This window comes from Staphylococcus sp. GDY8P94P, assembly GCF_017892255.1.
GTDB classification, from domain to species: Bacteria; Bacillota; Bacilli; order Staphylococcales; family Staphylococcaceae; genus Staphylococcus; species Staphylococcus cohnii.
The window spans coordinates 74,579-96,135 of sequence record NZ_JAESKU010000012.1 but is presented as its reverse complement, the minus strand read 5'-3'; the positions used below and the strand labels follow the sequence as shown (position 1 = coordinate 96,135).

The following is a 21,557-nucleotide window of genomic DNA, read 5'->3' as shown; positions in this document are numbered from 1 at the left end:
ATTTTAATCATGACTTATATGGGATTAACAATTCTAAATATTTTATGATTATATATAGTGTGATACATTATATGTAATCGAAATTAGTGAATTGTTAATGTGTTATATAGAAAGTTCGTAAAAGTTGAGGTGATACAGATGTTAACTAAAGGTATTAAATATCCATATGTTAAATTTTTATTTGATGTGATTGGTATTTTATGTGTAATAAGTGTATTAGTGCTTGTGTTTGTTAACGGTTTTATCAATAATCAATCTGGGAACTTTAGCATAGGATTCGATGTATCTGGTACACATATGGTAATTATGACTACCTTGGTATTAATGACTATTATTTGTGCGACAACATCTACAATTTTAAGAAAAGTGAAATAATGTTATTAAGATTTGATTAGACGATACTGAAACGAATATTTATGTGAAATAGTAATAGACCAGAAATTAAAAGCTAATTTCTGGTCTATTTTTATTTCTTTATAGATGCACATTTTCTTTAGCATAATGAAATTTTTGGTTTTTTTCAGTAATAAATAATTGGAGAAATGTAAGTATACCAATTTTACCAATTAACATTGTTAGCACAATAACTATTTTCGTAGGGTTATCATAAAATGTCGTGAAGTTCATCGATAGTCCAACAGTGCCGAAAGCAGAAATTACTTCGAATAATACTTTAGTATAAGATATTGCTGAATTTAAATAGCTTACTATAAATGAGACGATTATAACAAATGCTCCGGCAGAAAATGTAATGACCACAGCAGTTTTTAGTGTATGGTTATTTATAGATTTTTTGAAAATAGAAGGGTGCTGTTCGTTTCTTAATGTACTTTTTATAAATAATAACGTTAAGACTAAAGTTGTTACTTTAATACCACCTGCAGCGCTGATAGGAGCACCACCAATAAACATTAATAGCATTAATAATACTGAAGTGGGTGGTGTGATTAGACCGATATCGACGCTGTTAAAACCAGCAGTTCGCGTAGTAACAGACTGAAAGAATGAAGCGCCAAGTTTTTCTAAAAATGATAAATGTGTCATAGAATTGTTATATTCTAAAAAGTAAAATACAATCCAACCAATGAATATCAGTATGACCGATGTCGTTAATACAATTTTTGAGTGTACGGTTAATTTAGTTAACTTCCTAGTTGTAGCGATATCTAAAAAGACAAGCGGTCCAATGCCACCCATGATTATAAGGATTGGGACGATAATAGTTATTATAGGGTCATTAACAGTGCCCATCATATTGTCATTAAATAATGAAAAACCAGCATTGTTAAAAGCAGAAATTGAAGTGAACACACTTAAAAATATTCCTTTACCAATGCCATATTTTGGAATAAATGATAGTGCGATACATATTGCCCCAATGAATTCTGTAAAGATACTATAAACGACAAATTGTAGAATCAATTTGATGACGCCACCAGGTGTCTCAATGTTCCATGTTGTCATAATCAAATAGCGGTTTCTTAAACTGATTTTTCGATGCATTAGAATAAGTGTTAAAAGTGTTACAGTGACTATTCCTAATCCACCAATTTGAATAAGTAATAAAATAATCGTATCGCCTAACCAATTAAATTGGCTAGATATATCTATAGTGGCTAGGCCAGTAACTGTGAAGGCACTGGCAGAAATAAAAAATGCGTCTATAAAGTTTAAAGGTTTTACACCTGTGACCGGTAAATATAACAATAAGGTTCCAACGATTGTGGTTAATGAAAACAACATTAAATACATATATAACGGCTTGTTTAATAGTCTCATTATTAAAGTCCTTCGTATTTTAATAATCAGTATTTTATACTCATTATTAAAAAAATCAAGTCCATTGATACAAGTAAACTGAAAAAAATAAAATTTTATGTTTGTGAATGAATCCCTTTAGTGACAGCTTCTGCGAAATCATAAATTGAATCTCGGTATTTATTCGTATTTTCTCTCGTTTTTCTGTTTAAGTTGTCCTTTTTGAAAAATGATTTTCTAATAGATGTAGATATTTCCAGTTGAACACCTGAACCTGAGTCGTTTTCATTAATGAAATTTTTAGAAGAACGGCCATTAATATTATTTGGACTTTTTTCTACATTAAATCCTTCTTTTTCTAATTCTTTTTTTATGGATTGCGCCATTTTTTTATCTTGACCACCAATATAAACGGTATCTTTATCGCCTTGAAATCCGTGTATAGAAATAGATTCTTGTGAACGATTAGTCATTTCGTTCAATTTAGGATCGTCAAAATTGGTAGATGTAATATGCAATTGTTTGTTATTTGATTTTAATAATCCTTCAAAACTATATAAATTAAAGTCGCCTTTTTTAGAAATGATTTTAGCTAATTCTGAGGTGCCTGGTTCTATACCACCACCATGAATGGCAGTGATGAGTATATCTTTATTGTTTGTTTTTTTAATATTTCTTTGCCAATCACGCTGTTTCACTGTGTCTGATTTTAATTGAGCGAAATTTTGATATTTATCCTGATTTGATGACTGGTTATTGTTCCATATATATGTAAAATATAGACTAATCAGTATTATGCCAACAATAACAAGCATAATTAAATAATATACGTAAGTACTTAGAATATTTTTCATAATTAGCTCCTGAACAAAAATATTTACTAACTAGTAAAGTATAACAAATTTATTAATACTATATAGATTATATGTTATTTACAATTATGTTAATAGCAGTGTAATGAAATTTACATTTTGAGGTATGAAATATAGAGCAAGTAGATAGAAAATGAAATGTATATTTGTCGAGTTTTTATGATACACATGTTAATAATTTCTGGTTTTCTTTATCATGTAAGGTTAAGTCTTTTTCTGTTCAGTTAATAATCGCTGAATCTCTTAAGACAATATAATTATATGTTCTTATTATTAGATGATTATAAAATGTTTAACTTTAAAAGAAAGGTTGTGGGCATTTTGGATATAGTAACTAAAATGCAAGTAAATGTATCTAGTGATCAAGTATTTGAAGCTTTTGTCAATCCAGAATATATCGGAGGATTTTGGTTTTCTTCTAGTTCTAAACGTTGGGAAGAAGGTAAAACGATTACTTTACGATACGAAGAGTATAATGCTGAAATCGATATTTTAATAGAAAGTATTGTTGAAAATGAATCAATTCATTTCAAGTGGGGCAATAATCATGTGACTATTGAATTGGATGGTGATGATAACCATACAATTGTAACTACTACAGAAAAAGATATTGAAGAAAACGATGTAGAACGTCTATTAGGTCAAAAAGAAGGCTGGGTATATATGCTTAGTTGTCTGAAATCATATTTAGAATATGGCAATAAAATAAGAGGTGCATTAATGTAACTGTCCAATAAGGATTGAAAGTGTGGCCAATGTTTAACATTGAACGCTCTTTCAATCTTTTTTAATACACATTGCAAATATCAAAACAAAACTTTTGCACAATATAGTTTAATGTGTTTAAATGTAACTATAAAAGTTTCAATTAAAAATAAAAGGTGATTTCTATGAATTTAGAATTCAATATAGCAGTTCATTTACTGACTTTTTTGCTAAAGCACTATGATGAGCGTTTTAGCAGCAATGAATTAGCAGAACGTATTTGTATTAACCCGGTTCAATTACGCAGGGTAACACGTAAGTTAAACCAACATCATTATTTAGAAACTTCAAGAGGTAAATTTGGAGGATATCAAGCTAATGATATGACAGCAAATGTTAATTTGTCTGAGTTATTTGTGATGTTTAAAGAAGACCGTTCGGAAGGGCGCTTATTTACTGGTGATGCAGGCAGTGACTGTGAAGTTTCAAGAGAAATAGGCAACACGATGTTTAAATTTCATCAAAAAGAAGAAGAGTTATTAATTCATTATTATCAAAATGTAACGATTAAAGATGTCTTAAATGAAACGATTAAGGAGGACAATTATGAAAAAATATGATTTATTAATTATTGGATTTGGTAAAGGTGGTAAAACTTTAGCGAAATTTGCGTCTGGCCAAGGAAAAAGTGTAGCTATAGTTGAAAAATCTCAAAAAATGTATGGTGGTACTTGCATTAATATAGGTTGTATTCCTTCAAAAACACTTGTACATGAAGGTTTAGCGCACGGGTCATTTGAACAAGCTTTTTCTAGAAAATACGATGTAGTAAATGCGCTAAACAATAAGAATTATCATAATTTAGCAGATGATGATAATATCAGCGTATTAGATTATACTGCAGCATTTAAGTCTAATAATGAAGTAGAATTATTAGATGAAAGTGGTGAGGTGCAAGAAACAATTACTGCCGAAGATATAGTGATTAATACAGGCGCACAACCAATTATTCCATCTATTGAAGGTATAGAAACATCACAACATTTATATGATTCTACTGGCATTATGGAATTGGCAACGCAACCTAAGCGTTTAGTTATTGTGGGTGGAGGTTATATTGCTCTAGAATTTGCTTCTATGTTTGCGAACTTTGATACACAAGTAACAGTTTTAGAGAAACATGATGATATTATGCCTAAAGAAGATAAAGATGTTGTGGCAGAAGTTAAAAAAGATCTTGAAAATAAAGGTGTTAATCTGGTATTCAATGCTGATACAGAGCGTTTTGAAGATAATGCATCTGGTACGACAGTACACACAACGAAAGGTAGCTATGAAGCGGACGCGGTATTGCTAGCCACTGGTCGTAAACCTAATACAGACTTAGGTTTAGAAAATACGGATGTTGAAATTGGCGAACGTGGAGAAATCAAAGTAAACCAAAACTTACAAACGAATGTGCCAAATATTTATGCATTAGGTGATGTTAAAGGTGGCATGCAATTCACGTATATTTCATTGGATGACTTCAGAATTGTAAAAGATCAATTATTTGGTAATAGCGAACGTACTACTGAAAATCGCGGTGCTGTGCCATACACTGTATTTATTGATCCGCCATTATCACGTGTAGGTTTAACAGCAGAAGAAGCCAAAGCGCAAGGTTATCAAATTTTAGAAAATGCAGTACCTGTAAACACAATTCCGCGTCATAAAATAAACAATGATACAAGAGGTTTGTTTAAAGCAGTAGTTAATAAAGAAACAAATGAAATATTAGGAGTTACTTTATACGGCTTACAATCTGAGGAAATTATTAACTTAGTAAAATTAGCAATTGACCAACACTTATCATATGAAGTATTAAAAGAAAATATTTATACACATCCTACAATGGTTGAATCATTTAATGACTTATTTAATATGTAAAGCAAATAGTTTTAACACTTATTAAAAAATGTCGAATCAAAAAGAGCAGGGTTAAGAAATCTGGTTTAATTGGATTTCTACCCTGCTCTTTTTTATATTATATGTTATATGATTGATCTAATAATCTGACCTATAAATCCGAAAATACCAATGATTAAACAAACAACGCCAAAGCTTACTAAACTTTGTTTTTTGCCGACACCTTCACTTTTTGGTGTGCGGTTATTTATGATGAGCAACACAATACCAACGATAATGAGTAATATTGAAACAATCCACATTTTGCGTCCCTCCTTACATTTATCGATAAAATAATAACACTTTTACTATATATTTACCCTGTTAACTACTAAAATTAACGCATTCCTTATTCTTTACACATAATATGTGATGTGACATCAAAAAACTATTTAAATATATTATAAATGATTATGTAATGTACGGGTATAGAAAGCTATGAAATAGATTGATAAACATAAATTTGAGGATGTAATATGAGGAGAATTGATCATACTTATGTATTGGATACAAATAAACTAGGAGACTTTATGAAAATGTTTCACTCAAATGGTTGGATTGGGCATAATAAGGATAAGATTAAAGCAGTTATGAATGCTGAACACATATAGTGATAGCAAAATATAATGGTAGTGTCGTAGAATCGGTTCGATATTTATCAGGCGGTGCTTTTAACGCGTCAATTTATGACAGTGTTCGTAGAATGATTATACAATTAGGTCGGTGTCGTGTGTACATTTAATTTCAACACATGGTGTAGAAAGGCTATATCAAAAATTAGGCTTTCAAAATTAAAAAGAAGTATGGCTATTTATACGAATCAAAAATTAAAAGATGAGTATACTGATTAATGTCTATCAGTTATACTCACCTTTTTGGTCGAGAATCTAGATTATAAAATATTGTGGCTCACATCCTCATGTGAATAGTTTTTCAATAAAGAACAACCTAGTGGATGATGACCATTGTCAACGTAATGGTTGATTTCTTCAAGTACATCTAAAATTTCATATTCTGGAGTATTTACATCAAACGTATATTTGAATACTTGTTTCTTGTCAGATAATACAGTAGCAACGAGTTCATTTTTTTGCATTTTGTAATTTAACAATTTCATAATAATCCCTCACTTTTATCAATATTTTGGTCTAGCTAACGGAAGTACTCAATTGAGAATAAGTTTCATTAACGACGCTATTACATTATAATTATTATAATGTAATCCTTATTATACATTAAAATACATAAAAAGTAGAGCGTTTTGGCCTAAAAATTAATTTAAAACGCTTTCTTTATAAGAATTAATATAATGTATTATAAAATGAAGCATCTGAACTTGAAGTTCTAAGTGTAATTTGATATGATCTCAATAATTGAATAAACCTTTCTAGGGTTCCACAACGATGGTGTTGGTTCGGTCCGAGAGAAAGGCACATATTTATATGTGACACGGAAGGATAAAAGCCTGGGAGATAGTATAGATAACTATCTCCCAGGCTTTTTTTAATTTTAAAGGAGGATTTTGATATGAATTGGTTGAAAATTGTTATTGCAGCCATCTTTGAAGTGGGCTGGGTGATTGGTTTAACTCATGCTTCATCAGTATTTGAATGGATTTTGACAGTTATTGCTATGTTTTTAAGTTTTTATCTTCTTATTGAAGCATCAAAAGTATTGCCAGTGGGTACCTCTTATGCAGTTTTTGTAGGACTTGGTACAACCGGCGTTACGTTATTTGATTTTATTTTCTTTGGTCAACCATTTAATCCAGGGAAAATAGTATTAATCATAACATTGTTGCTAGGTGTAATTAGTCTGAAATTAGTAACAACAAATGAAGGAGGGCGTTCATAATGGCTTGGATTTTATTGATTTGTGCAGGTGTATTTGAAATGCTTGGTATCACATTTTTGAATGCTTATGTACATAGTCGCAAATATAAATCGCTCGGTTGGATGTTAACATTCTTTGCAATTAGTTTTTTAACATTATCTATTGCTATGCAACAGTTGTCGATGAGTACTGCATATGCTGTATGGACCGGTATTGGTGCTGTTGGAGGAGCAGTTTTAGGTATGGTTTTTTATAAAGAATCAACGGATATTAAACGGATTATTTGTATTCTTGTTATATTGGGTAGCACGATTGGTTTGAAATTATTAAGCTAAAAACGAATTGATTTGAATCACAACAATTCATTTTCTGTTCCAAGCTTTTCAAATATTGACCAATGATCCAAATTTAAATTTAGTTCATCTATTATTTTCACTTTATAACAAACGGATGGTAAAAGATTTATTTCGTGTGTTGCGATACCGTGCGCATCTTGATAACCTAATTAAGGTGGAGGTGCAGAAAATGGAAGGATTAGCCGCATTTATAACAATTACATTAATGATTATTATCGTTCCAGGACCTGATTTTTTCGTCGTGATGAAAAATTCGATCACTTCTGGTAAAGGTAATGGCGCAATGGCAGCATTGGGCATAACGACAGGCCATGTTGTTTACTCTCTACTAGCGGTATTTGGTATTATTTTTATTTTGGCTAATATGTATTATGTGTTTTTAGTGATTAAAATACTGGGCGCTTGCTATCTTATATATTTAGGTATCAAAAGTATTATTAGCGCACGTCAAAGTATGAATTTTTCAACCACACAAATGAAAGCACAACAAATAAGTTATTTAAGCTCATATAGACAAGGTTTCTTTAGTACCATTTTAAATCCAAAAGCATTACTCTATTACATAAGTATCTTGCCGCAATTTTTAAGTGCGGGCGATGGTGTTACAACACAAATAGCTGTGTTATCTGCGATTGTAACAACGGTTATTTTATTATGGTTTATTTTCTGTGTATATATTTTTCAATACATTAAATTACTTTTTGCAAACAGAAAGATTAAAGCTATTTTTGACTATACGGTAGGAGCAGTATTAATTGGTCTGTCGCTTAATTTATTATTTAGCAAAAGTAGTTAATCTAGATTTAACTAAAAACAGCTTGAGGAAGTCAAAACTTCCCAAGCTGTTTTTTAGCATATTTTCATGGCTATCTAATATTCAAAAACAAACGATTTATCTTAGGGGTTAAAATAAGCATTTTCAGAAATTAATACTTTGATGCCACGATAAACATTTTTAATCGTATACCAAATCGTGAGTATAATTAAAATCACTGCAAAAATAATCGTTATCACCATAATTGTTTGATGTTGTTGATTGATTAGCATACCACCTAAACTTGCAATGATAATAATAAATATTGGCCCTAAATATGTGATGATATGATAGAATATCGATTTAGCAGCATGTGTTGATGCTGGTTTGTCAGCAAAAATCCAAATGATGATGGGTAATATGATTGGTGCGAAAAATATACTAAAATAACTTACAGAAGCTAAGACACGTCCGGCTTGTGTATCTGATTTTAAAGGTTGTTCATTCATTTTGATCACCTCACATTTAAAGTAACAAAAATAAATCTTGTTTTATAGAAGTTATACCTCATCTAACAAAAATGTTACCTTATTTAAAAATGCAAAGGAGTACAAACATATGAAGTTATACTTAATTCGCCATGGTGAATCAAAATCAAATTATGATAAAAAAGAAGGAAATCATTATTTTTGTGGTCAATTAGACGTTCCATTAACTGAAAAAGGCGCTCGAGACGCACAATTATTACAACACCATTTTAATAAATTAAAAATTGATCATATCTATATGTCTGATTTAACAAGAACGAGACAGACTTATAATGCAATTTTTGATAAAGATATTCCGGCAAGTGTGACGACATTATTGAGAGAACGTTCTTTAGGTAAGTTTGAGGGCGGAAAAGTGAGTGAAATTGAACAAGATACTCAATTTGCAACATATTTTAACGGCGGTCCAAACAGTTCGTTTAGACACAGTTTTACTCAAAAAGCACCAGCAGGGGAAAGTTATGAAGATGTGTTACAACGTGTAGAATCATTCTTTAAACAAGAACTAGATACATCTTTAGATACGGTTGTAATCATTGCTCACCAAGTTGTAATTAGGTGTTGTTTCGTTTATTTAGGTTATGAAAATAAAATATCTGTGATAGATAAGAAAATAGAAAATTGTGTACCTTATGAAATTGAGCTATAGTATCAATAAAATCATGTATTAAAAAAACCTGAACTGTTTATCTACTCAGTTCAGGTTAATATTTTTTTGCTGCTGTTAAGCTATCGTGAAATCCTTGGAATACAGTGTTGATATTGTCTAAGAAACTACCAACAATAACTGCGAGTATGACGTAAGTAATACTTAAAGCAATAGATTTATATGAAATTACGCCATAAGTTTCTTTTTTCTCAAAGAGATTAAAAGCTATGAAGACAGCAGCCATAGCACCTAGTAAAATCGTAATTACCATAGTGCGACCTCCTTAAAAAAGTTTTCGGCTGTGCTCCTACGTTTACTATGTTCAATCTTATAACATAGGATAACAAATACTTCTCTGAGAAAAAAAGGCATATTATATTAAAAAACCTTACAATCGTGTAAGGTTTTTTACAAACATAAGTCAATATGAATCATATAATCTTAAGTAAGCGCTTAAAAGGCTTTATATTGCTGGAAATAGGTGATGTCATCATTTTGTAATGCATCATGTTTATTTTGATATCAATTTAAAGTGGATTTGATGATTATTCAAAAAATGTTCACAAATTCAAGTAGTTCCATAAAACTGTATTTTACTTATCTATTGCATCACTTTTAATACCCTTATCTTTAAGGAATTTTTTGATTTTTTCTTGTTTTTTACCATTTACGTTACCTGCATTTTCTGCGGGTACGTCTACTACGTTTAGCTTATTTTGAGGTTGATAGTTTACTTCTTCAATTTGTTTATCAGCATCTTTAATAGTGGTATTTAACGCTGTGAAATAGTTTATGATTCGATCAACATCGTCTTTATAACCTTTAGGTAGATGATTGTCTTTGACAAATTTTTTGAAACGTACGTCATTTTTAACCGCATTGTGTGATAAATTAGATAATCTTTTTGCTTGTGCATCAGTAATTTTAGTATCTGTACCGGTTTGTTTATCTAATTTATATTGTAATAAATATTTATTGTCGAGGATATCTGAATTAACATCCAGATATTTTTTAATCGCTTTGTTCATTTCCGCCTCGCTTATATTTTCTCCCTTTTTGTTAGTATCAAAGATATCATTTTCTGTAACTTTTTTTACATTTGAAGGGGCGTGTCTCTCACTGTGTTGCTTATCACCATTTGAATCGCCATTTGCACATGCTGTGAGTATCATAGTTAGCATGAGTACTAATGTTATAAGTATACTTTTTTTCATAAAACGTATTGCTCCTTTAATAATAGTCCGATTTATATATTAATTTATGTGCTTTTGAAATTATAACCTAAGACTATCATTTCAAGCTATTGATTGATATAGATGTCGTAAAGTTAAACGCACAATCTTTTGAACAAAATTTGAAAATTCGAGTCTATACGTTTCATACCAGTGAAAAAAGTCTCTACTATCACATAGAAGCTAAAACAACAAAAATAAAAAGGAGAACCAATTTGGTCCTCCTTTATAATCTATTTGAATAGGGAAGTGATTAGTGTCGAATAATATAATCAAATGCATTTAGTGCAGCATTTGCGCCTGCGCCCATTGAAATAATGATTTGTTTATTACGATCGTCTGTGACATCACCTGCAGCAAATACTCCAGGGATGCTTGTAGCATTTTTACGATCAATGATTATTTCATTTGCTTGGTTTAATTCAACGTAATTTTCTAACCATTCTGTATTTGGAAGTAGTCCGATTTGTACGAATATGCCTTCCAATTCTATCGTGTGATCTTCACCAGTTGCTTTGTCTTGATATTTAAGACCAGTAACTGAAGTTTCACCTAATACTTCGGTTGTTTGTGCGTTTTTAATAATTGTAACGTTTGGTAAAGAGCTTAAACGTTCTTGTAATACGTTGTCTGCTCTAAGCGTAGCGTTACGCTCAAGTAGGGTAACATGTTCTACAATACCTGCTAAATCTATTGCAGCTTCAACACCTGAGTTGCCGCCACCAACAACAGCAACGTTTTTATTTTCAAATAGAGGTCCGTCACAGTGCGGGCAGAATGCCACCCCTTTATTAATAAGGGCTTCTTCACCAGGTACTTCTAACTTACGCCAGCGTGCACCTGTAGCAATAATAACAGTTTTACTTTGTAATTTAGCATCATTATCTAAAGTGATAACAATACCATTGTCTGTTTTTTCAATATCACTTGCTCTGACACCTGTCATGATATCCACATTATATTGTTTTACATGATCTTCAAGTGCAGATGAGAATTTAGGACCGTCTGTTTCTTTGACAGTAATAAAGTTTTCGATTGTTGCAGTATCATTGACTTGACCACCAATGCGATCAGCAACAATACCAGTGCGCAATCCTTTACGTGCAGTATAGATAGCGGCACTACCACTCGCAGGGCCACCGCCAACGATTAACACGTCATAAGGATCTTTAGCGTTGAATTCTGAAGGGTCTGCTTTACTACCTAGTTCAGATAATATATCTTGTACTGTCATGCGTCCATTGCCAAATTCTTCACCATCTAAATAGATAGCTGGCACTGCCATGATATCTTCAGATTCTTCTCTGAAAATAGCACCATCAATCATTGTATGAGTAATATTTGGGTTTAATAAACTCATTAAGTTCAATGCTTGAACGACATCAGGGCATTTTTGACAAGTTAAACTAATATAAGTTTCAAAATTGAGTGGGCGATCTAAAGCTTTAATTTGATCTATTACAGATTGTTCTTCTTTAGGTGCGCGACCACTTACTTGTAATAAAGCTAATACAAGTGAATTAAATTCATGACCCATAGGTAAACCAGCGAATGTAATACCTGTATCTTCGTCAGGTTTATCCACTGTAAAACTTGGGGTGCGTTTTAAGTCTTTCTCTTCAATTGTGATATGGGATGATGCTGCAGCAACTTCATCTAGCAACTCTTTTAGTTCTTTTGATTTATCATCTGTACCAAGACTTGCGCTTAGTACAACATCACCTTCCATTAATTGAAGTAATTGTTGTAATTGTGATTTTAGCTGATCATTAAGCATTCAAATCAATGCCTCCTTAGATTTTACCTACTAAGTCAAGACCAGGTTGTAATGTTTCTGAACCTTCTTCCCATTTTGCTGGGCAAACTTCACCTGGGTGTTGACGTACATATTGCGCTGCTTTAATTTTGTGTACTAATGTACTTGCATCACGGCCAATACCGTCTGCATTAACTTCAGCTGCTTGAACTACACCATCAGGGTCAACGATAAATGTACCACGTTGAGCTAGGCCAAGTTCTTCATCTAATACGTCAAAATTACGAGTGATTGTTTGTGAAGGGTCACCAATCATTGTATATTGAATTTTGTTAATCGCTTCAGAATGATCATGCCAAGCTTTGTGCACGAAGTGTGTATCAGTTGAAACTGAATATACGTTTACACCTAATTCTTGTAATTTATCATATTGATTTTGTAAATCTTCTAATTCAGTAGGGCATACGAATGAGAAGTCTGCTGGGTAGAAGCAAACGACACTCCAAGAACCTTTTAAGTTTTCATCAGAAACTTCGAAAAACTCATCTTTCTTTGGATCGTAAGCATTAGCTGTAAATGGTAAAATTTCCTTGTTGATTAAAGACATGTGAAACATCCTCCTATTTAATAACTTAGTGTTAGTTTAAGTATTATTGAATTAGATTATCATAATTTCTTAATTATAATAATTCTAATCTTTCGTTTACTATTATTGCATGTAGCTATCGTTTCGTCAACATTAGAACCTTCAAAGCACAATAGTTATAAATCGTGCTCGTTATTTGCATTGGAAGACAATAAAGTTGATTCAACTACATTCAAAAATGAAAGCATATACATTATTTGTATTTTCTTTCACACTCAATAAATAGCCTTCCTATTCTCAACTAAACATAAGAATTGAGAAGGGAGGCTATGAAAGTTTGATATGATGGGCTTATAAAAATTGTCACAAATTTGTGAATGCAATTACTGCTTTCGGAATTTGTAATGATAAGTGAATATTACATCATTCTTAATGATAATTCATAGATTTATTGTTCAACACTGTCATCGCATTTTTACATTTATTCAACGGTTTCATACTAAAAATAGATAACTGTATTTATTGAATGATTAAATTGCATAGAGTAATTATTTTAATTTTTGGAAGCATTGGTTTTTATAATCAAACAAACGACTGTACCATCCACCAAATAATAAACGCTACAGGGAAGAATAACCACCAATAGTTGGATAAAAATTCCCAACCATTCATAGGTCGATCTTTCTGATTAGAAACAGGTTGTTGATAGGTTTCAATAATCGTCTTTTTTAATGCTTTATCTCCTTTAATGAGTTCATCTAAAGACACGTCGAATAAATCGCTCATTTTAATGAGCATGTCAATACTAGGATAGACTTTGTTTAGTTCCCATTTTGAAATGCTTTGGCGTGAAATATTTAATATTTCTGCAAGTTCGTCTTGTGACCAATTTTTGAGTTCACGTTGTTCTTTGATTTGTGTTCCAATTTCCATAGTTATCACTCCTTTTATTTGAAATTAACTGTATAAACATGTAATGTCACGCACTTAATCGTTTCTTAGTGTGCAACTAGTGGTTGCGATTGCATATTTGGAGGTATTTTGGAATGAATAGAGCTTAAAATTAAATCTTTAAATATTTAGTATGTATTTACCCATATATACATAAAAAAGACGAGAAAGAAATTAAATTACAATGAAAAATTTCTTTCTCGCCCTTTTGTATAATTAAATATATCATTTAATGGACAAATGATTTTAATTTTATAAGTTTATCTGTCCCAATATCTTGCGCGTTCAAATGCTTGAACAATTGTTTGAGCATCATCTGAAATAAATACACCAGGTGCGTCCAAGTCTAGTTTTGCACTTGATAGTTTTTCTGATGCGGCTTGATTAACTACTAACGGTTTGTTGTGTTTGTAAGTGAGTTCAGCAAATGCCTCTGCATCAGGTGATAATTGTGTACCATCTGAAATTACAAATACACTATCAAATAATGTAGGGTGTGCAGTATCATACGTCTCAGTTATGCCGAAATCTTTAGTGATATCCTTGGGTTGCTTACCTACAAAAGCGTAGTTGAGTTTGTTGTCGACAAATGTTTTTGCGTATGATTTTAATGTTTCCTCATTTATTTCACCATTCACTAGTACTGCTACAGAATGTCCAGGTAACGGTATATCGAATTTTTCCATTGTTAACTTACTATCTTTTGCATCAGTTTGTACTTCTTCATTTTCTTCTGGAACTTCGACACCTACATTTGCTGCGACACGCTCTGCCAAAGTACGATCAACTTTGTTCAATTGATTTACTGCATTTTGTTTAACCATAGCTGATTTACATTTACCAATTTCAAATGAAAATCCGTCTACGGTATGGTCAAATTCAGGCTCTGTTAAACTGTTTAAATAAAGTTTAGCTTGACTGTAATAGTCTTTAAAGCTTTCACTACGTTTTTGTATTTTACGGCCTTCAACTTTTTCTTGATAATGTTCATAGCCGCCTTCTTCTTTATGTGTTGTGTGAGGATCGTTATTGTTTAAAGCATTGTTGTGGTATGCTGTTTGTCCTTTGTGGATATTCATTTGATGCATAGCGTCTCTTTGATTGTTGTGTACTTCGTTAACTGGTCGATTAATTGGGATTTGATTAAAGTTTGGTCCGCCTAATCTTGATATTTGCGTATCTGTATATGAGAATAAACGTCCCTGTAATAGAGGATCGTTAGAAAAATCAATGCCAGGTACGATGTGACCAGGATGGAATGCGGCTTGCTCTGTTTCGTCAAAAACATTAGATACATTTTGATTCAACGTCATTTTGCCAACAATTTCAACTGGAACCTCATCTTCGGGCCATATTTTTGTTGGGTCTAAAATATCAAAATCAAAATCAAATTCTTGTTCTGGTCGTATGACTTGGAGACCTAATTCCCACTCAGGGTAGTCTCCCTTTTCAATTGCTTCATATAAATCTTTACGGTGGAAATCAATATCTTTACCAGATAAGATTTGTGCCTCATCCCATACCAATGATTCTAAACCTTGAACTGGCTTCCAATGGAATTTAACAAAATAGGATTGACCTTTACTATTAACTAAACGGAAAGTATGAACGCCAAAGCCTTCAATTTGTCTGAAATTTTTAGGGATTCCTCTGTCACTCATAGCCCAAACAGCCGTGTGCATTGTTTCTGGGTTTTGTGCGAAAAAGTCCCAAAATGTATCGTGTGCAGTGCCACCTTGAGGCATTTCATTGTGCGGTTCAGGTTTAACAGCGTGAATTAAATCTGGAAATTTAATAGCGTCCTGTATAAAGAAAACAGGTATGTCATTACCTACTAAATCAAAAATACCTTCATCTGTATAGAATTTTGTAGCAAAACCACGCACGTCTCTTACTGTGTCTGGAGAACCTTTTGACCCTTGGACAGTAGAGAATCTGACAAACACTGGGGTAGTCTTTTCAGGATGTGTTAAAAAGTCTGCAGAAGTGTATTCAGATAAGTCTTTGTAAACTTGGAATTCACCGTGAGCGCCAAAACCACGTGCATGTACGATTCTTTCAGGAATACGTTCATGGTCAAAGTGCATAATTTTTTCTCTAAAATGAAAATCTTCTAGTAAGCTAGGACCACGTTCACCAACAGTTAAGGTGTTTTCATCCTCGCTAACTTTAACACCATTATTCGTCGTCATTGCTTTATCGTCATTGTTTTTTTCTACATTTTTTAATTGTTCCTGTTTTTTGTTACTCAAATGAATTACCCCCTTATTACTATCGTTCCACATTAATGATTTTAAAAACATTTCAATTTTTGAATTAATTTTGAACATTATTATTTTTTTAACGAGGTATTTTACAAAACGCAAAAATGTTTGTGCTTATGCGAAGTCTGAGAGAAAAATTTTTAGAAGTATGTGTTGTATATTCATTTATGACATATGTGTGTTAAGATGACTTATTTTTTGAGTCACATAAACGTTACATTAGAGCTTTATTTTGTTCATATATTTTATGAATACCTAATATTTAATAGGGGATTAACATTTAATTAGAGTGAAAAAAGGGTAAACAAATAACAAGCAATTCATTACGAGCTTTGTTAACATTTAAATACTATAAACATTTACATAAAAGAGGAGCGGATAATACATGTCTGATTATGTATACAACTTATTGAAAAAACACCATTCAGTCAGAAGCTTTAAGGATGAACCTATTTCAGAAGAACATATTAAAAAATTAATTGAGGCGGGTCAAAGCGCTTCAACGTCAAGTTATTTACAAGCTTATTCAATTATAGGCATAGATGATCCTGAAATTAAAGAAGACTTGAAAGAAGTCTCAGGTCAACCTTATGTGGTAGAAAACGGTTATTTATTTGTTTTTGTCATGGATTATTACAGACATGCAATTGTAAATGAAAATACTAAAAAAGATATGGCGACATCATTTGAATCAGCAGAAGGTTTATTGGTCGGCACGATTGATGCGACATTAGTTGCTCAAAATATTGCTGCTGCAGCTGAAGATATGGGATATGGCATGGTTTATTTAGGATCACTTAGAAATGATGTTGAACGTGTGCGTGAAGTTTTAGACTTACCTAAGCATACTTTCCCATTATTTGGTATGGCATTAGGTCTGCCAGCAGATGATGAAAATGGAAATCCTAAGCCACGCTTACCACTTGAAAATATCTTCCATCACAATAAATACGACAGCGATAAAGAAACGCAACGTAAAACATTGGTAGATTACGATGAAACCGTAAGTAAATATTATGCATCTCGTACAAATGGCGAATGTAATGAAACATGGTCGGAACAAATTTCTAATTTTATGAGTGCTAAGCAGAGACTAGATATGTTAGAACAATTGAATAAATCAGGTTTTATTAAAAAATAATTCACTGACAACTTCTGTTGCGTGTCATTTATGATGGATAGGCCATATCTAAGAAAGGGGTTGGTTATGTTGAGCATGTTTGATAAATTTTTTGGTAAGAAAACGCATGGAAATCATAAAGCTAATGAGCAATATATTTATTCTTCTAGCAGTAAACTAACCCCTCAAGAAGCTCAAGCTTATTGGGTGAAAATGGCCCAAAAGTTAGTTGTCGGAGCAATTAATTCCGTTGATCACACAGCAGAACGTATATTTATTCTTATTTCATTTAACGAAGATGATTCTACGATAGATATATTCTTCCAAATGGACGGCCAGTTAAGAATGTGGAATGATTTAGATAATCAAACGCATAAAAAAACCATATCTAATAGTTTAATTTCACAAGCACCGAATCTCGTGAAACATGTGAACTGTTTATATGATAGTGTTGATTTAACTCGGCTCGCATATTCACAGATTCAATATGAATTTGAAAGCAAGGCATGGTATTTACACGATATTAGTGAAGATAGTGCCGAAGCGCATCTAGACAAAAACCCTGCATTTTTAAAGTGGTTTGATGATGTATCGAATACGATTGACACCATTCCGTTAGATGGCAAACAGAAAATCACTTGGGGCCCCTTCAAACCAAGATAGCAAATATTAAAAAGTGACGATAAAATCATCTTTAATGAAATTATAGAAGAGACGTCGTTAAGAAAAATAATTAAGCATGAAACATTTTCATATTAAATAGAGTTATTAAGTTGATTAACTCAATATTGTCAATGCTTTAAGCGTTTGTAATTTCAACAGTTTGGCTTAAACAGTAAACGTCAATTTCTATTGTAACAATATAGAAATTGGCGTTTTTTTATGGAATTTTTGAGTTTGTTGCGCAATGACAGTGCTTAATATTTTATGATAATAAAGAAAATTCAAGTGTTTGTATAACTTTTAATAGCTTTTGAACGTATATCCAGGTTTAATGATTATTCGTTTTCATAAATCCATTAACTTAATATAATAATCAATTTGTTAAATTGTTTATTATATTATATAAAATTCTCTATTTTGTGAATTTATTTACAAATATTTCATAAAAGTCTGTTTTTTGCCATTGTAAGTGCTTTCACAAAGTTTTATGATGTGGTTGGAAATAAAAAAGTGATAGATATCAATGAAAATAGAAAGAGGTTTGAGGAAATGGATATTATTTTAGGTGTAGGAACGCTACTCATTGTTTTGTTAGCTATGACGCTATTTTTAAACTTTGCACCTTATGGTAAGAAAGGACTACAAGCATTATCGGGCGCTGCCTGTGCAACCTTCTTACCGCAAGCATTTTTAAGTTATGCCATTGGCGGTGTCTTTGACATTAAATTTTTGCAAGAGATTGGTGACTTAGCCGGTAGTTTAAGTGGTGTGGCAGTCGGCTTTCTTACTTGTTTAAAATTAGGTGTCTCGCCAGTTTTTGCCGTAATCGTTGGTTTAGTACTTCATGATTTTAAATTACTACCTGCTTTTTTAGCTGCTTATTTAGTTTCTTTTGCTATTAAATTTTTAGAAAAGAAAGTCCCTGAAGGCTTAGATTTAATTACTGTAATTTTATTTGCTCCTGCTGTTTCATTCCTTCTTGCAAGTATTATGAGCCCGGGTGTTATCGCATTATTAAAACAAATTGGTAGTGCCGTGACAGCTGTTGGTGATAACAATCCCTATGTCTTAGCAATTATTTTAGGTCTCATTATTCCTGTTACAGGTATGACACCACTTAGTTCTATGGTATTAACAAGTTTATTAGGACTAACTGGTTTGCCAATGGCAATTGGTGCACTGACATGTACGGGTAGCTCATTTGTCAATTTCATTATGTTTAAACAATTAAAAATAGGTAACGCTTCTAAAGCTTTTGCTGTTGCAGTTGAACCATTAACCCAAATAGATATTATTGCGAAGTATCCTTTACAACTCTATGGTACAAATGCGCTTATTGGTGTTGTAAACGCATGTATCGTCACATTTAGTGGATTAGTAATCAATGTGACAGGTATGGCGACGCCAATTGCCGGTGCTATTGTATTGTTTGGATTCAATGATCCAATTAGGTCTGTAATAACGATTGTTACAGTATCAATTACTAGTATTTTATTAAGTCTAGTTATAGGAAAAATGATTAATAAATTTAATATGACAAGCTTAAATTTCAATCTACCTAGAATGAAAAAACAGACAAATTAAGGAGAGAGAAGAATGGCAAGAAAACAAGATTATCAAAGTGCTTTTGATGTGATTGGTCCAATTATGATGGGGCCTTCTAGTTCTCACACGGCAGGTGCAGTAAAAATAGGTAATGCTGGACGCACAGTACTACAATGTGAACCTCAAAAAATTGTAATTCATTATTATGAATCATTTGCCTCCACGCACAAGGGGCATGGAACAGATTTAGCAATTATAGGTGGATCATTGGGTTTCAGTACATTTGATGAACGTATTAAAGACGCTATTTCATTTGCTGAAGCTCAAAATATTGATATAGAAATTATAGAAGAAACAAGTGCTAGCTTAGGTGAGCATCCTAACTGCGCATTAATTAAATTAGATGGCAACGAACGACATGTGGAAATTAATGGTATTTCAATCGGTGGAGGTACAATCAAGATTAAAAGTATTCACGTGGACGGTCTTTGTATCCTTATGCATCACGCATTACCTATTTTGGTTGTAGATGGAGCAGCCAATATTTCATTAATTAACCATTTGATTAATGACTTGATTGAGTATGAAGTAGATATTAATGAAGAGATAAAAACAATTAATGATGACAAGTGTTTATTGGCATTACACTTAAATAAAGCTTTAAATATAGATAGTTTAAGTAGGTTACGCGAGAAATATAAAGAATTAAATTTTTCATATATCTGTTAGAGGAGTGGCAATATGTATCATTCAATGCGAGAAATTATAGATTATGCAATGACGCACAACACAACATTTGCTGAAATGATGATTCGTGAGGAGATGGATTTAAAAGGGATTTCAAGGGATGAAGTTCGTGCATTAATGAAACAAAACCTTGATGTTATGAGAGAAGCTTTAGAAAAGGGACTTTCTGGAGAAGGCGTAAAAAGTGTTACGGGCTATACAGGACAAGATGCCGTGAAACTAGATCGATATAATGAGCATTACCATGCTTTATCTGGACATGATATGGTAGAAGCTTTAAAAGGCGCAATATCGACAAATGAAGTAAATGCTGCGATGGGAATCATTTGTGCAACGCCAACTGCTGGTTCATCAGGTACAATACCAGGAATACTATTCAAGTTAGAAAAGACACATGGATTAACACAAGCACAGATGATCGACTTTTTATTTGCAGCCGCACTATGTGGCAAAATCATCGCAAACAATGCAAGTGTTGCGGGTGCCATTGGTGGCTGTCAGGCAGAGGTGGGATCAGCATCCGCAATTGCAGCAGCGGCAGCAGTTGAGATATTTGGTGGAACACCTGAAGAAAGTGGTCATGCGATGGCTTTAGCTATCAGTAATTTATTAGGATTGGTTTGTGATCCTGTGGCAGGGTTGGTTGAAATACCGTGTGTTATGCGTAATGCTATAGGTTCAGGTAACGGACTAATTTCAGCTGATTTAGCATTAGCGGGAATAAAAAGCAGAATACCAGTTGATGAAGTGATAGAGGCGATGGATAGAGTAGGACGTAACTTGCCAGCATCGTTAAGAGAAACTGGATTGGGAGGTCTAGCTGGAACGCCTACTGGAGAAGCGATAAAGAAAAAGATATTTGGAGAAACAAGTGTTGAAACTTAAATAACTAAGGACATATAAATTACTAGCATAAAAAATTGAATTGAAAAAATACATGTTTCCCACTAAACTGAATTAAAAGAGGTGGGAGACATGTTACTGAAGCTAGGGCTTATTTTTATTGTGTTTGTTATAAATAGTATCGTAACGTATTACTTAACTACAGACGGTACATGGGTCAACCTATTGTTGAAATCATTGTCGCTAAGTTTGATTATTGTCTTTATTTATAATTACGTAAAACTAATGATAACGATAAAACGACAAAAATAGTAATATGATTAAAATAGAATTGAAAATATATTGAAAGTATAGAAATGAAAAAAGGTTGGAACGACAAGCGTTCCAACCTTTTTTCATTTATAAAAGATATCCAAAGTTCATAGTAT

The 21,557-nt window shown here is 32.4% G+C and carries 26 protein-coding genes and 1 riboswitch; of the genes, 15 read left to right on the top strand and 11 right to left on the bottom strand.

Translation table 11 applies throughout. From position 1 onward, the window contains the following. The first annotated feature begins 138 nt into the window (after window positions 1-138). The gene (locus tag KA926_RS08125) at window positions 139-375 is read left to right on the top strand and encodes a hypothetical protein (RefSeq protein ID WP_107383845.1); all 237 of its coding nucleotides are present in this window, start codon (window positions 139-141) and stop codon (window positions 373-375) included. 99 nt (window positions 376-474) lie between these two features. Here KA926_RS08125 and KA926_RS08120 read toward each other — a convergent pair whose 3' ends face one another. Both KA926_RS08120 and KA926_RS08115 read right to left on the bottom strand, forming a co-directional pair. After that, window positions 475-1,779, bottom strand: a complete 1,305-nt coding sequence (locus tag KA926_RS08120) for a TrkH family potassium uptake protein (protein WP_107385946.1) — start codon at window positions 1,777-1,779, stop codon at window positions 475-477. 95 nt (window positions 1,780-1,874) lie between these two features. Further along, window positions 1,875-2,612, bottom strand: coding sequence for a poly-gamma-glutamate hydrolase family protein (locus KA926_RS08115; protein ID WP_107383847.1), 738 nt, complete (start codon window positions 2,610-2,612; stop codon window positions 1,875-1,877). A gap of 339 nt (window positions 2,613-2,951) precedes the next feature. Here KA926_RS08115 and KA926_RS08110 point away from each other — a divergent pair, with 339 nt between their 5' ends. The 3 genes from KA926_RS08110 (at window position 2,952) to merA (ending at window position 5,264) form a co-directional block, all read left to right on the top strand. Further along, entirely contained in the window at window positions 2,952-3,356 is a 405-nt protein-coding gene (locus tag KA926_RS08110; RefSeq protein WP_107383881.1) for an SRPBCC domain-containing protein, read from the top strand. 164 nt (window positions 3,357-3,520) lie between these two features. Further along, window positions 3,521-3,955 (top strand): redox-sensitive transcriptional regulator HypR, encoded by a 435-nt coding sequence (gene hypR / locus KA926_RS08105; RefSeq protein ID WP_107383848.1) that lies wholly within the window; start codon window positions 3,521-3,523, stop codon window positions 3,953-3,955. Further along, complete coding sequence (gene merA / locus KA926_RS08100) at window positions 3,942-5,264, top strand: hypothiocyanous acid reductase MerA (protein ID WP_107383849.1); 1,323 nt, start codon at window positions 3,942-3,944, stop codon at window positions 5,262-5,264. The genes hypR and merA overlap by 14 nt, the downstream gene beginning before the upstream one ends. Window positions 5,265-5,368: 104 nt before the next feature. Here merA and KA926_RS08095 read toward each other — a convergent pair whose 3' ends face one another. Continuing rightward, window positions 5,369-5,545 (bottom strand): hypothetical protein, encoded by a 177-nt coding sequence (locus KA926_RS08095; RefSeq protein ID WP_181187406.1) that lies wholly within the window; start codon window positions 5,543-5,545, stop codon window positions 5,369-5,371. A gap of 213 nt (window positions 5,546-5,758) precedes the next feature. Here KA926_RS08095 and KA926_RS14075 point away from each other — a divergent pair, with 213 nt between their 5' ends. Then, window positions 5,759-5,893, top strand: coding sequence for a hypothetical protein (locus KA926_RS14075; RefSeq protein ID WP_258230505.1), 135 nt, complete (start codon window positions 5,759-5,761; stop codon window positions 5,891-5,893). Window positions 5,894-6,174: 281 nt separating this feature from the next. Here KA926_RS14075 and KA926_RS08090 read toward each other — a convergent pair whose 3' ends face one another. After that, on the bottom strand, window positions 6,175-6,399 hold the full coding sequence (locus KA926_RS08090) for a hypothetical protein (RefSeq protein WP_107383850.1): 225 nt from the start codon (window positions 6,397-6,399) through the stop codon (window positions 6,175-6,177). A 259-nt stretch (window positions 6,400-6,658) separates the two neighbouring features. Continuing rightward, window positions 6,659-6,756, top strand: a riboswitch (guanidine-I (ykkC/yxkD leader). A 53-nt stretch (window positions 6,757-6,809) separates the two neighbouring features. Here KA926_RS08090 and KA926_RS08085 point away from each other — a divergent pair. From KA926_RS08085 to KA926_RS08075, 3 genes are all read left to right on the top strand, one after another. Next, window positions 6,810-7,136, top strand: coding sequence for a DMT family transporter (locus tag KA926_RS08085; protein ID WP_107383851.1), 327 nt, complete (start codon window positions 6,810-6,812; stop codon window positions 7,134-7,136). Continuing rightward, window positions 7,136-7,450 (top strand): DMT family transporter, encoded by a 315-nt coding sequence (locus tag KA926_RS08080; RefSeq protein WP_107383852.1) that lies wholly within the window; start codon window positions 7,136-7,138, stop codon window positions 7,448-7,450. The genes KA926_RS08085 and KA926_RS08080 overlap by 1 nt, the downstream gene beginning before the upstream one ends. 190 nt (window positions 7,451-7,640) lie before the next feature. Next, window positions 7,641-8,267: a LysE family translocator gene (locus tag KA926_RS08075; protein ID WP_019469885.1), complete on the top strand. Its 627-nt coding sequence runs from the start codon at window positions 7,641-7,643 to the stop codon at window positions 8,265-8,267. Window positions 8,268-8,368: 101 nt separating this feature from the next. Here KA926_RS08075 and KA926_RS08070 read toward each other — a convergent pair whose 3' ends face one another. Then, window positions 8,369-8,734, bottom strand: a complete 366-nt coding sequence (locus KA926_RS08070; protein WP_107385945.1) for a DUF4870 domain-containing protein — start codon at window positions 8,732-8,734, stop codon at window positions 8,369-8,371. A 109-nt stretch (window positions 8,735-8,843) separates the two neighbouring features. Here KA926_RS08070 and KA926_RS08065 point away from each other — a divergent pair, with 109 nt between their 5' ends. Beyond that, window positions 8,844-9,422: a histidine phosphatase family protein gene (locus KA926_RS08065; protein ID WP_107383854.1), complete on the top strand. Its 579-nt coding sequence runs from the start codon at window positions 8,844-8,846 to the stop codon at window positions 9,420-9,422. Window positions 9,423-9,477: 55 nt separating this feature from the next. Here KA926_RS08065 and KA926_RS08060 read toward each other — a convergent pair whose 3' ends face one another. The 6 genes from KA926_RS08060 to KA926_RS08035 form a co-directional block, all read right to left on the bottom strand. After that, window positions 9,478-9,693, bottom strand: a complete 216-nt coding sequence (locus tag KA926_RS08060) for a hypothetical protein (protein ID WP_107383855.1) — start codon at window positions 9,691-9,693, stop codon at window positions 9,478-9,480. A 322-nt stretch (window positions 9,694-10,015) separates the two neighbouring features. Beyond that, complete coding sequence (locus KA926_RS08055; RefSeq protein WP_107383856.1) at window positions 10,016-10,636, bottom strand: NDxxF motif lipoprotein; 621 nt, start codon at window positions 10,634-10,636, stop codon at window positions 10,016-10,018. 271 nt (window positions 10,637-10,907) lie between these two features. Next, window positions 10,908-12,431, bottom strand: a complete 1,524-nt coding sequence (gene ahpF / locus KA926_RS08050; protein WP_210144111.1) for an alkyl hydroperoxide reductase subunit F — start codon at window positions 12,429-12,431, stop codon at window positions 10,908-10,910. A gap of 16 nt (window positions 12,432-12,447) precedes the next feature. Then, window positions 12,448-13,017, bottom strand: coding sequence for an alkyl hydroperoxide reductase subunit C (gene ahpC, locus KA926_RS08045; protein WP_107383858.1), 570 nt, complete (start codon window positions 13,015-13,017; stop codon window positions 12,448-12,450). Window positions 13,018-13,578: 561 nt separating this feature from the next. Then, window positions 13,579-13,929, bottom strand: coding sequence for a helix-turn-helix domain-containing protein (locus KA926_RS08040; RefSeq protein WP_107385943.1), 351 nt, complete (start codon window positions 13,927-13,929; stop codon window positions 13,579-13,581). 278 nt (window positions 13,930-14,207) lie between these two features. Then, a complete protein-coding gene (locus KA926_RS08035; protein WP_107385942.1) occupies window positions 14,208-16,199 on the bottom strand; it encodes a catalase in 1,992 nt (663 codons plus the stop codon). 397 nt (window positions 16,200-16,596) lie between these two features. Here KA926_RS08035 and nfsA point away from each other — a divergent pair, with 397 nt between their 5' ends. The 6 genes from nfsA to KA926_RS13960 all read left to right on the top strand — a co-directional run bounded on the left by nfsA (window position 16,597) and on the right by KA926_RS13960 (window position 21,441). Next, on the top strand, window positions 16,597-17,352 hold the full coding sequence (gene nfsA, locus KA926_RS08030; RefSeq protein WP_210144109.1) for an oxygen-insensitive NADPH nitroreductase: 756 nt from the start codon (window positions 16,597-16,599) through the stop codon (window positions 17,350-17,352). 75 nt (window positions 17,353-17,427) lie between these two features. Beyond that, window positions 17,428-17,994, top strand: a complete 567-nt coding sequence (locus KA926_RS08025; protein WP_107383882.1) for a hypothetical protein — start codon at window positions 17,428-17,430, stop codon at window positions 17,992-17,994. Window positions 17,995-18,543: 549 nt separating this feature from the next. Then, window positions 18,544-19,578, top strand: coding sequence for a PTS sugar transporter subunit IIC (locus KA926_RS08020; protein ID WP_107385940.1), 1,035 nt, complete (start codon window positions 18,544-18,546; stop codon window positions 19,576-19,578). A 12-nt stretch (window positions 19,579-19,590) separates the two neighbouring features. After that, on the top strand, window positions 19,591-20,268 hold the full coding sequence (gene sdaAB, locus KA926_RS08015) for an L-serine ammonia-lyase, iron-sulfur-dependent subunit beta (RefSeq protein ID WP_210144107.1): 678 nt from the start codon (window positions 19,591-19,593) through the stop codon (window positions 20,266-20,268). A gap of 12 nt (window positions 20,269-20,280) precedes the next feature. Next, a complete protein-coding gene (gene sdaAA, locus KA926_RS08010) occupies window positions 20,281-21,171 on the top strand; it encodes an L-serine ammonia-lyase, iron-sulfur-dependent, subunit alpha (protein ID WP_107383864.1) in 891 nt (296 codons plus the stop codon). A 90-nt stretch (window positions 21,172-21,261) separates the two neighbouring features. Continuing rightward, window positions 21,262-21,441, top strand: a complete 180-nt coding sequence (locus KA926_RS13960; protein ID WP_107383865.1) for a hypothetical protein — start codon at window positions 21,262-21,264, stop codon at window positions 21,439-21,441. Window positions 21,442-21,557 lie beyond the last annotated feature (116 nt).

Excerpts from the sequence above, each read along its gene's own strand:
- KA926_RS08125 (WP_107383845.1), top strand. The coding sequence starts at position 139 with ATGTTAACTAAAGGTATTAAATATCCATATGTTAAATTTTTATTTGAT.
- KA926_RS08120 (WP_107385946.1), bottom strand. The coding sequence starts at position 1,779 with ATGAGACTATTAAACAAGCCGTTATATATGTATTTAATGTTGTTTTCA.
- KA926_RS08115 (WP_107383847.1), bottom strand. The coding sequence starts at position 2,612 with ATGAAAAATATTCTAAGTACTTACGTATATTATTTAATTATGCTTGTT.
- hypR (WP_107383848.1), top strand. The coding sequence starts at position 3,521 with ATGAATTTAGAATTCAATATAGCAGTTCATTTACTGACTTTTTTGCTA.
- merA (WP_107383849.1), top strand. The coding sequence starts at position 3,942 with ATGAAAAAATATGATTTATTAATTATTGGATTTGGTAAAGGTGGTAAA.
- KA926_RS08095 (WP_181187406.1), bottom strand. The coding sequence starts at position 5,545 with ATGTGGATTGTTTCAATATTACTCATTATCGTTGGTATTGTGTTGCTC.
- KA926_RS14075 (WP_258230505.1), top strand. The coding sequence starts at position 5,759 with ATGAGGAGAATTGATCATACTTATGTATTGGATACAAATAAACTAGGA.
- KA926_RS08090 (WP_107383850.1), bottom strand. The coding sequence starts at position 6,399 with ATGAAATTGTTAAATTACAAAATGCAAAAAAATGAACTCGTTGCTACT.
- KA926_RS08085 (WP_107383851.1), top strand. The coding sequence starts at position 6,810 with ATGAATTGGTTGAAAATTGTTATTGCAGCCATCTTTGAAGTGGGCTGG.
- KA926_RS08080 (WP_107383852.1), top strand. The coding sequence starts at position 7,136 with ATGGCTTGGATTTTATTGATTTGTGCAGGTGTATTTGAAATGCTTGGT.
- KA926_RS08075 (WP_019469885.1), top strand. The coding sequence starts at position 7,641 with ATGGAAGGATTAGCCGCATTTATAACAATTACATTAATGATTATTATC.
- KA926_RS08070 (WP_107385945.1), bottom strand. The coding sequence starts at position 8,734 with ATGAATGAACAACCTTTAAAATCAGATACACAAGCCGGACGTGTCTTA.
- KA926_RS08065 (WP_107383854.1), top strand. The coding sequence starts at position 8,844 with ATGAAGTTATACTTAATTCGCCATGGTGAATCAAAATCAAATTATGAT.
- KA926_RS08060 (WP_107383855.1), bottom strand. The coding sequence starts at position 9,693 with ATGGTAATTACGATTTTACTAGGTGCTATGGCTGCTGTCTTCATAGCT.
- KA926_RS08055 (WP_107383856.1), bottom strand. The coding sequence starts at position 10,636 with ATGAAAAAAAGTATACTTATAACATTAGTACTCATGCTAACTATGATA.
- ahpF (WP_210144111.1), bottom strand. The coding sequence starts at position 12,431 with ATGCTTAATGATCAGCTAAAATCACAATTACAACAATTACTTCAATTA.
- ahpC (WP_107383858.1), bottom strand. The coding sequence starts at position 13,017 with ATGTCTTTAATCAACAAGGAAATTTTACCATTTACAGCTAATGCTTAC.
- KA926_RS08040 (WP_107385943.1), bottom strand. The coding sequence starts at position 13,929 with ATGGAAATTGGAACACAAATCAAAGAACAACGTGAACTCAAAAATTGG.
- nfsA (WP_210144109.1), top strand. The coding sequence starts at position 16,597 with ATGTCTGATTATGTATACAACTTATTGAAAAAACACCATTCAGTCAGA.
- KA926_RS08025 (WP_107383882.1), top strand. The coding sequence starts at position 17,428 with ATGTTTGATAAATTTTTTGGTAAGAAAACGCATGGAAATCATAAAGCT.
- KA926_RS08020 (WP_107385940.1), top strand. The coding sequence starts at position 18,544 with ATGGATATTATTTTAGGTGTAGGAACGCTACTCATTGTTTTGTTAGCT.
- sdaAB (WP_210144107.1), top strand. The coding sequence starts at position 19,591 with ATGGCAAGAAAACAAGATTATCAAAGTGCTTTTGATGTGATTGGTCCA.
- sdaAA (WP_107383864.1), top strand. The coding sequence starts at position 20,281 with ATGTATCATTCAATGCGAGAAATTATAGATTATGCAATGACGCACAAC.
- KA926_RS13960 (WP_107383865.1), top strand. The coding sequence starts at position 21,262 with ATGTTACTGAAGCTAGGGCTTATTTTTATTGTGTTTGTTATAAATAGT.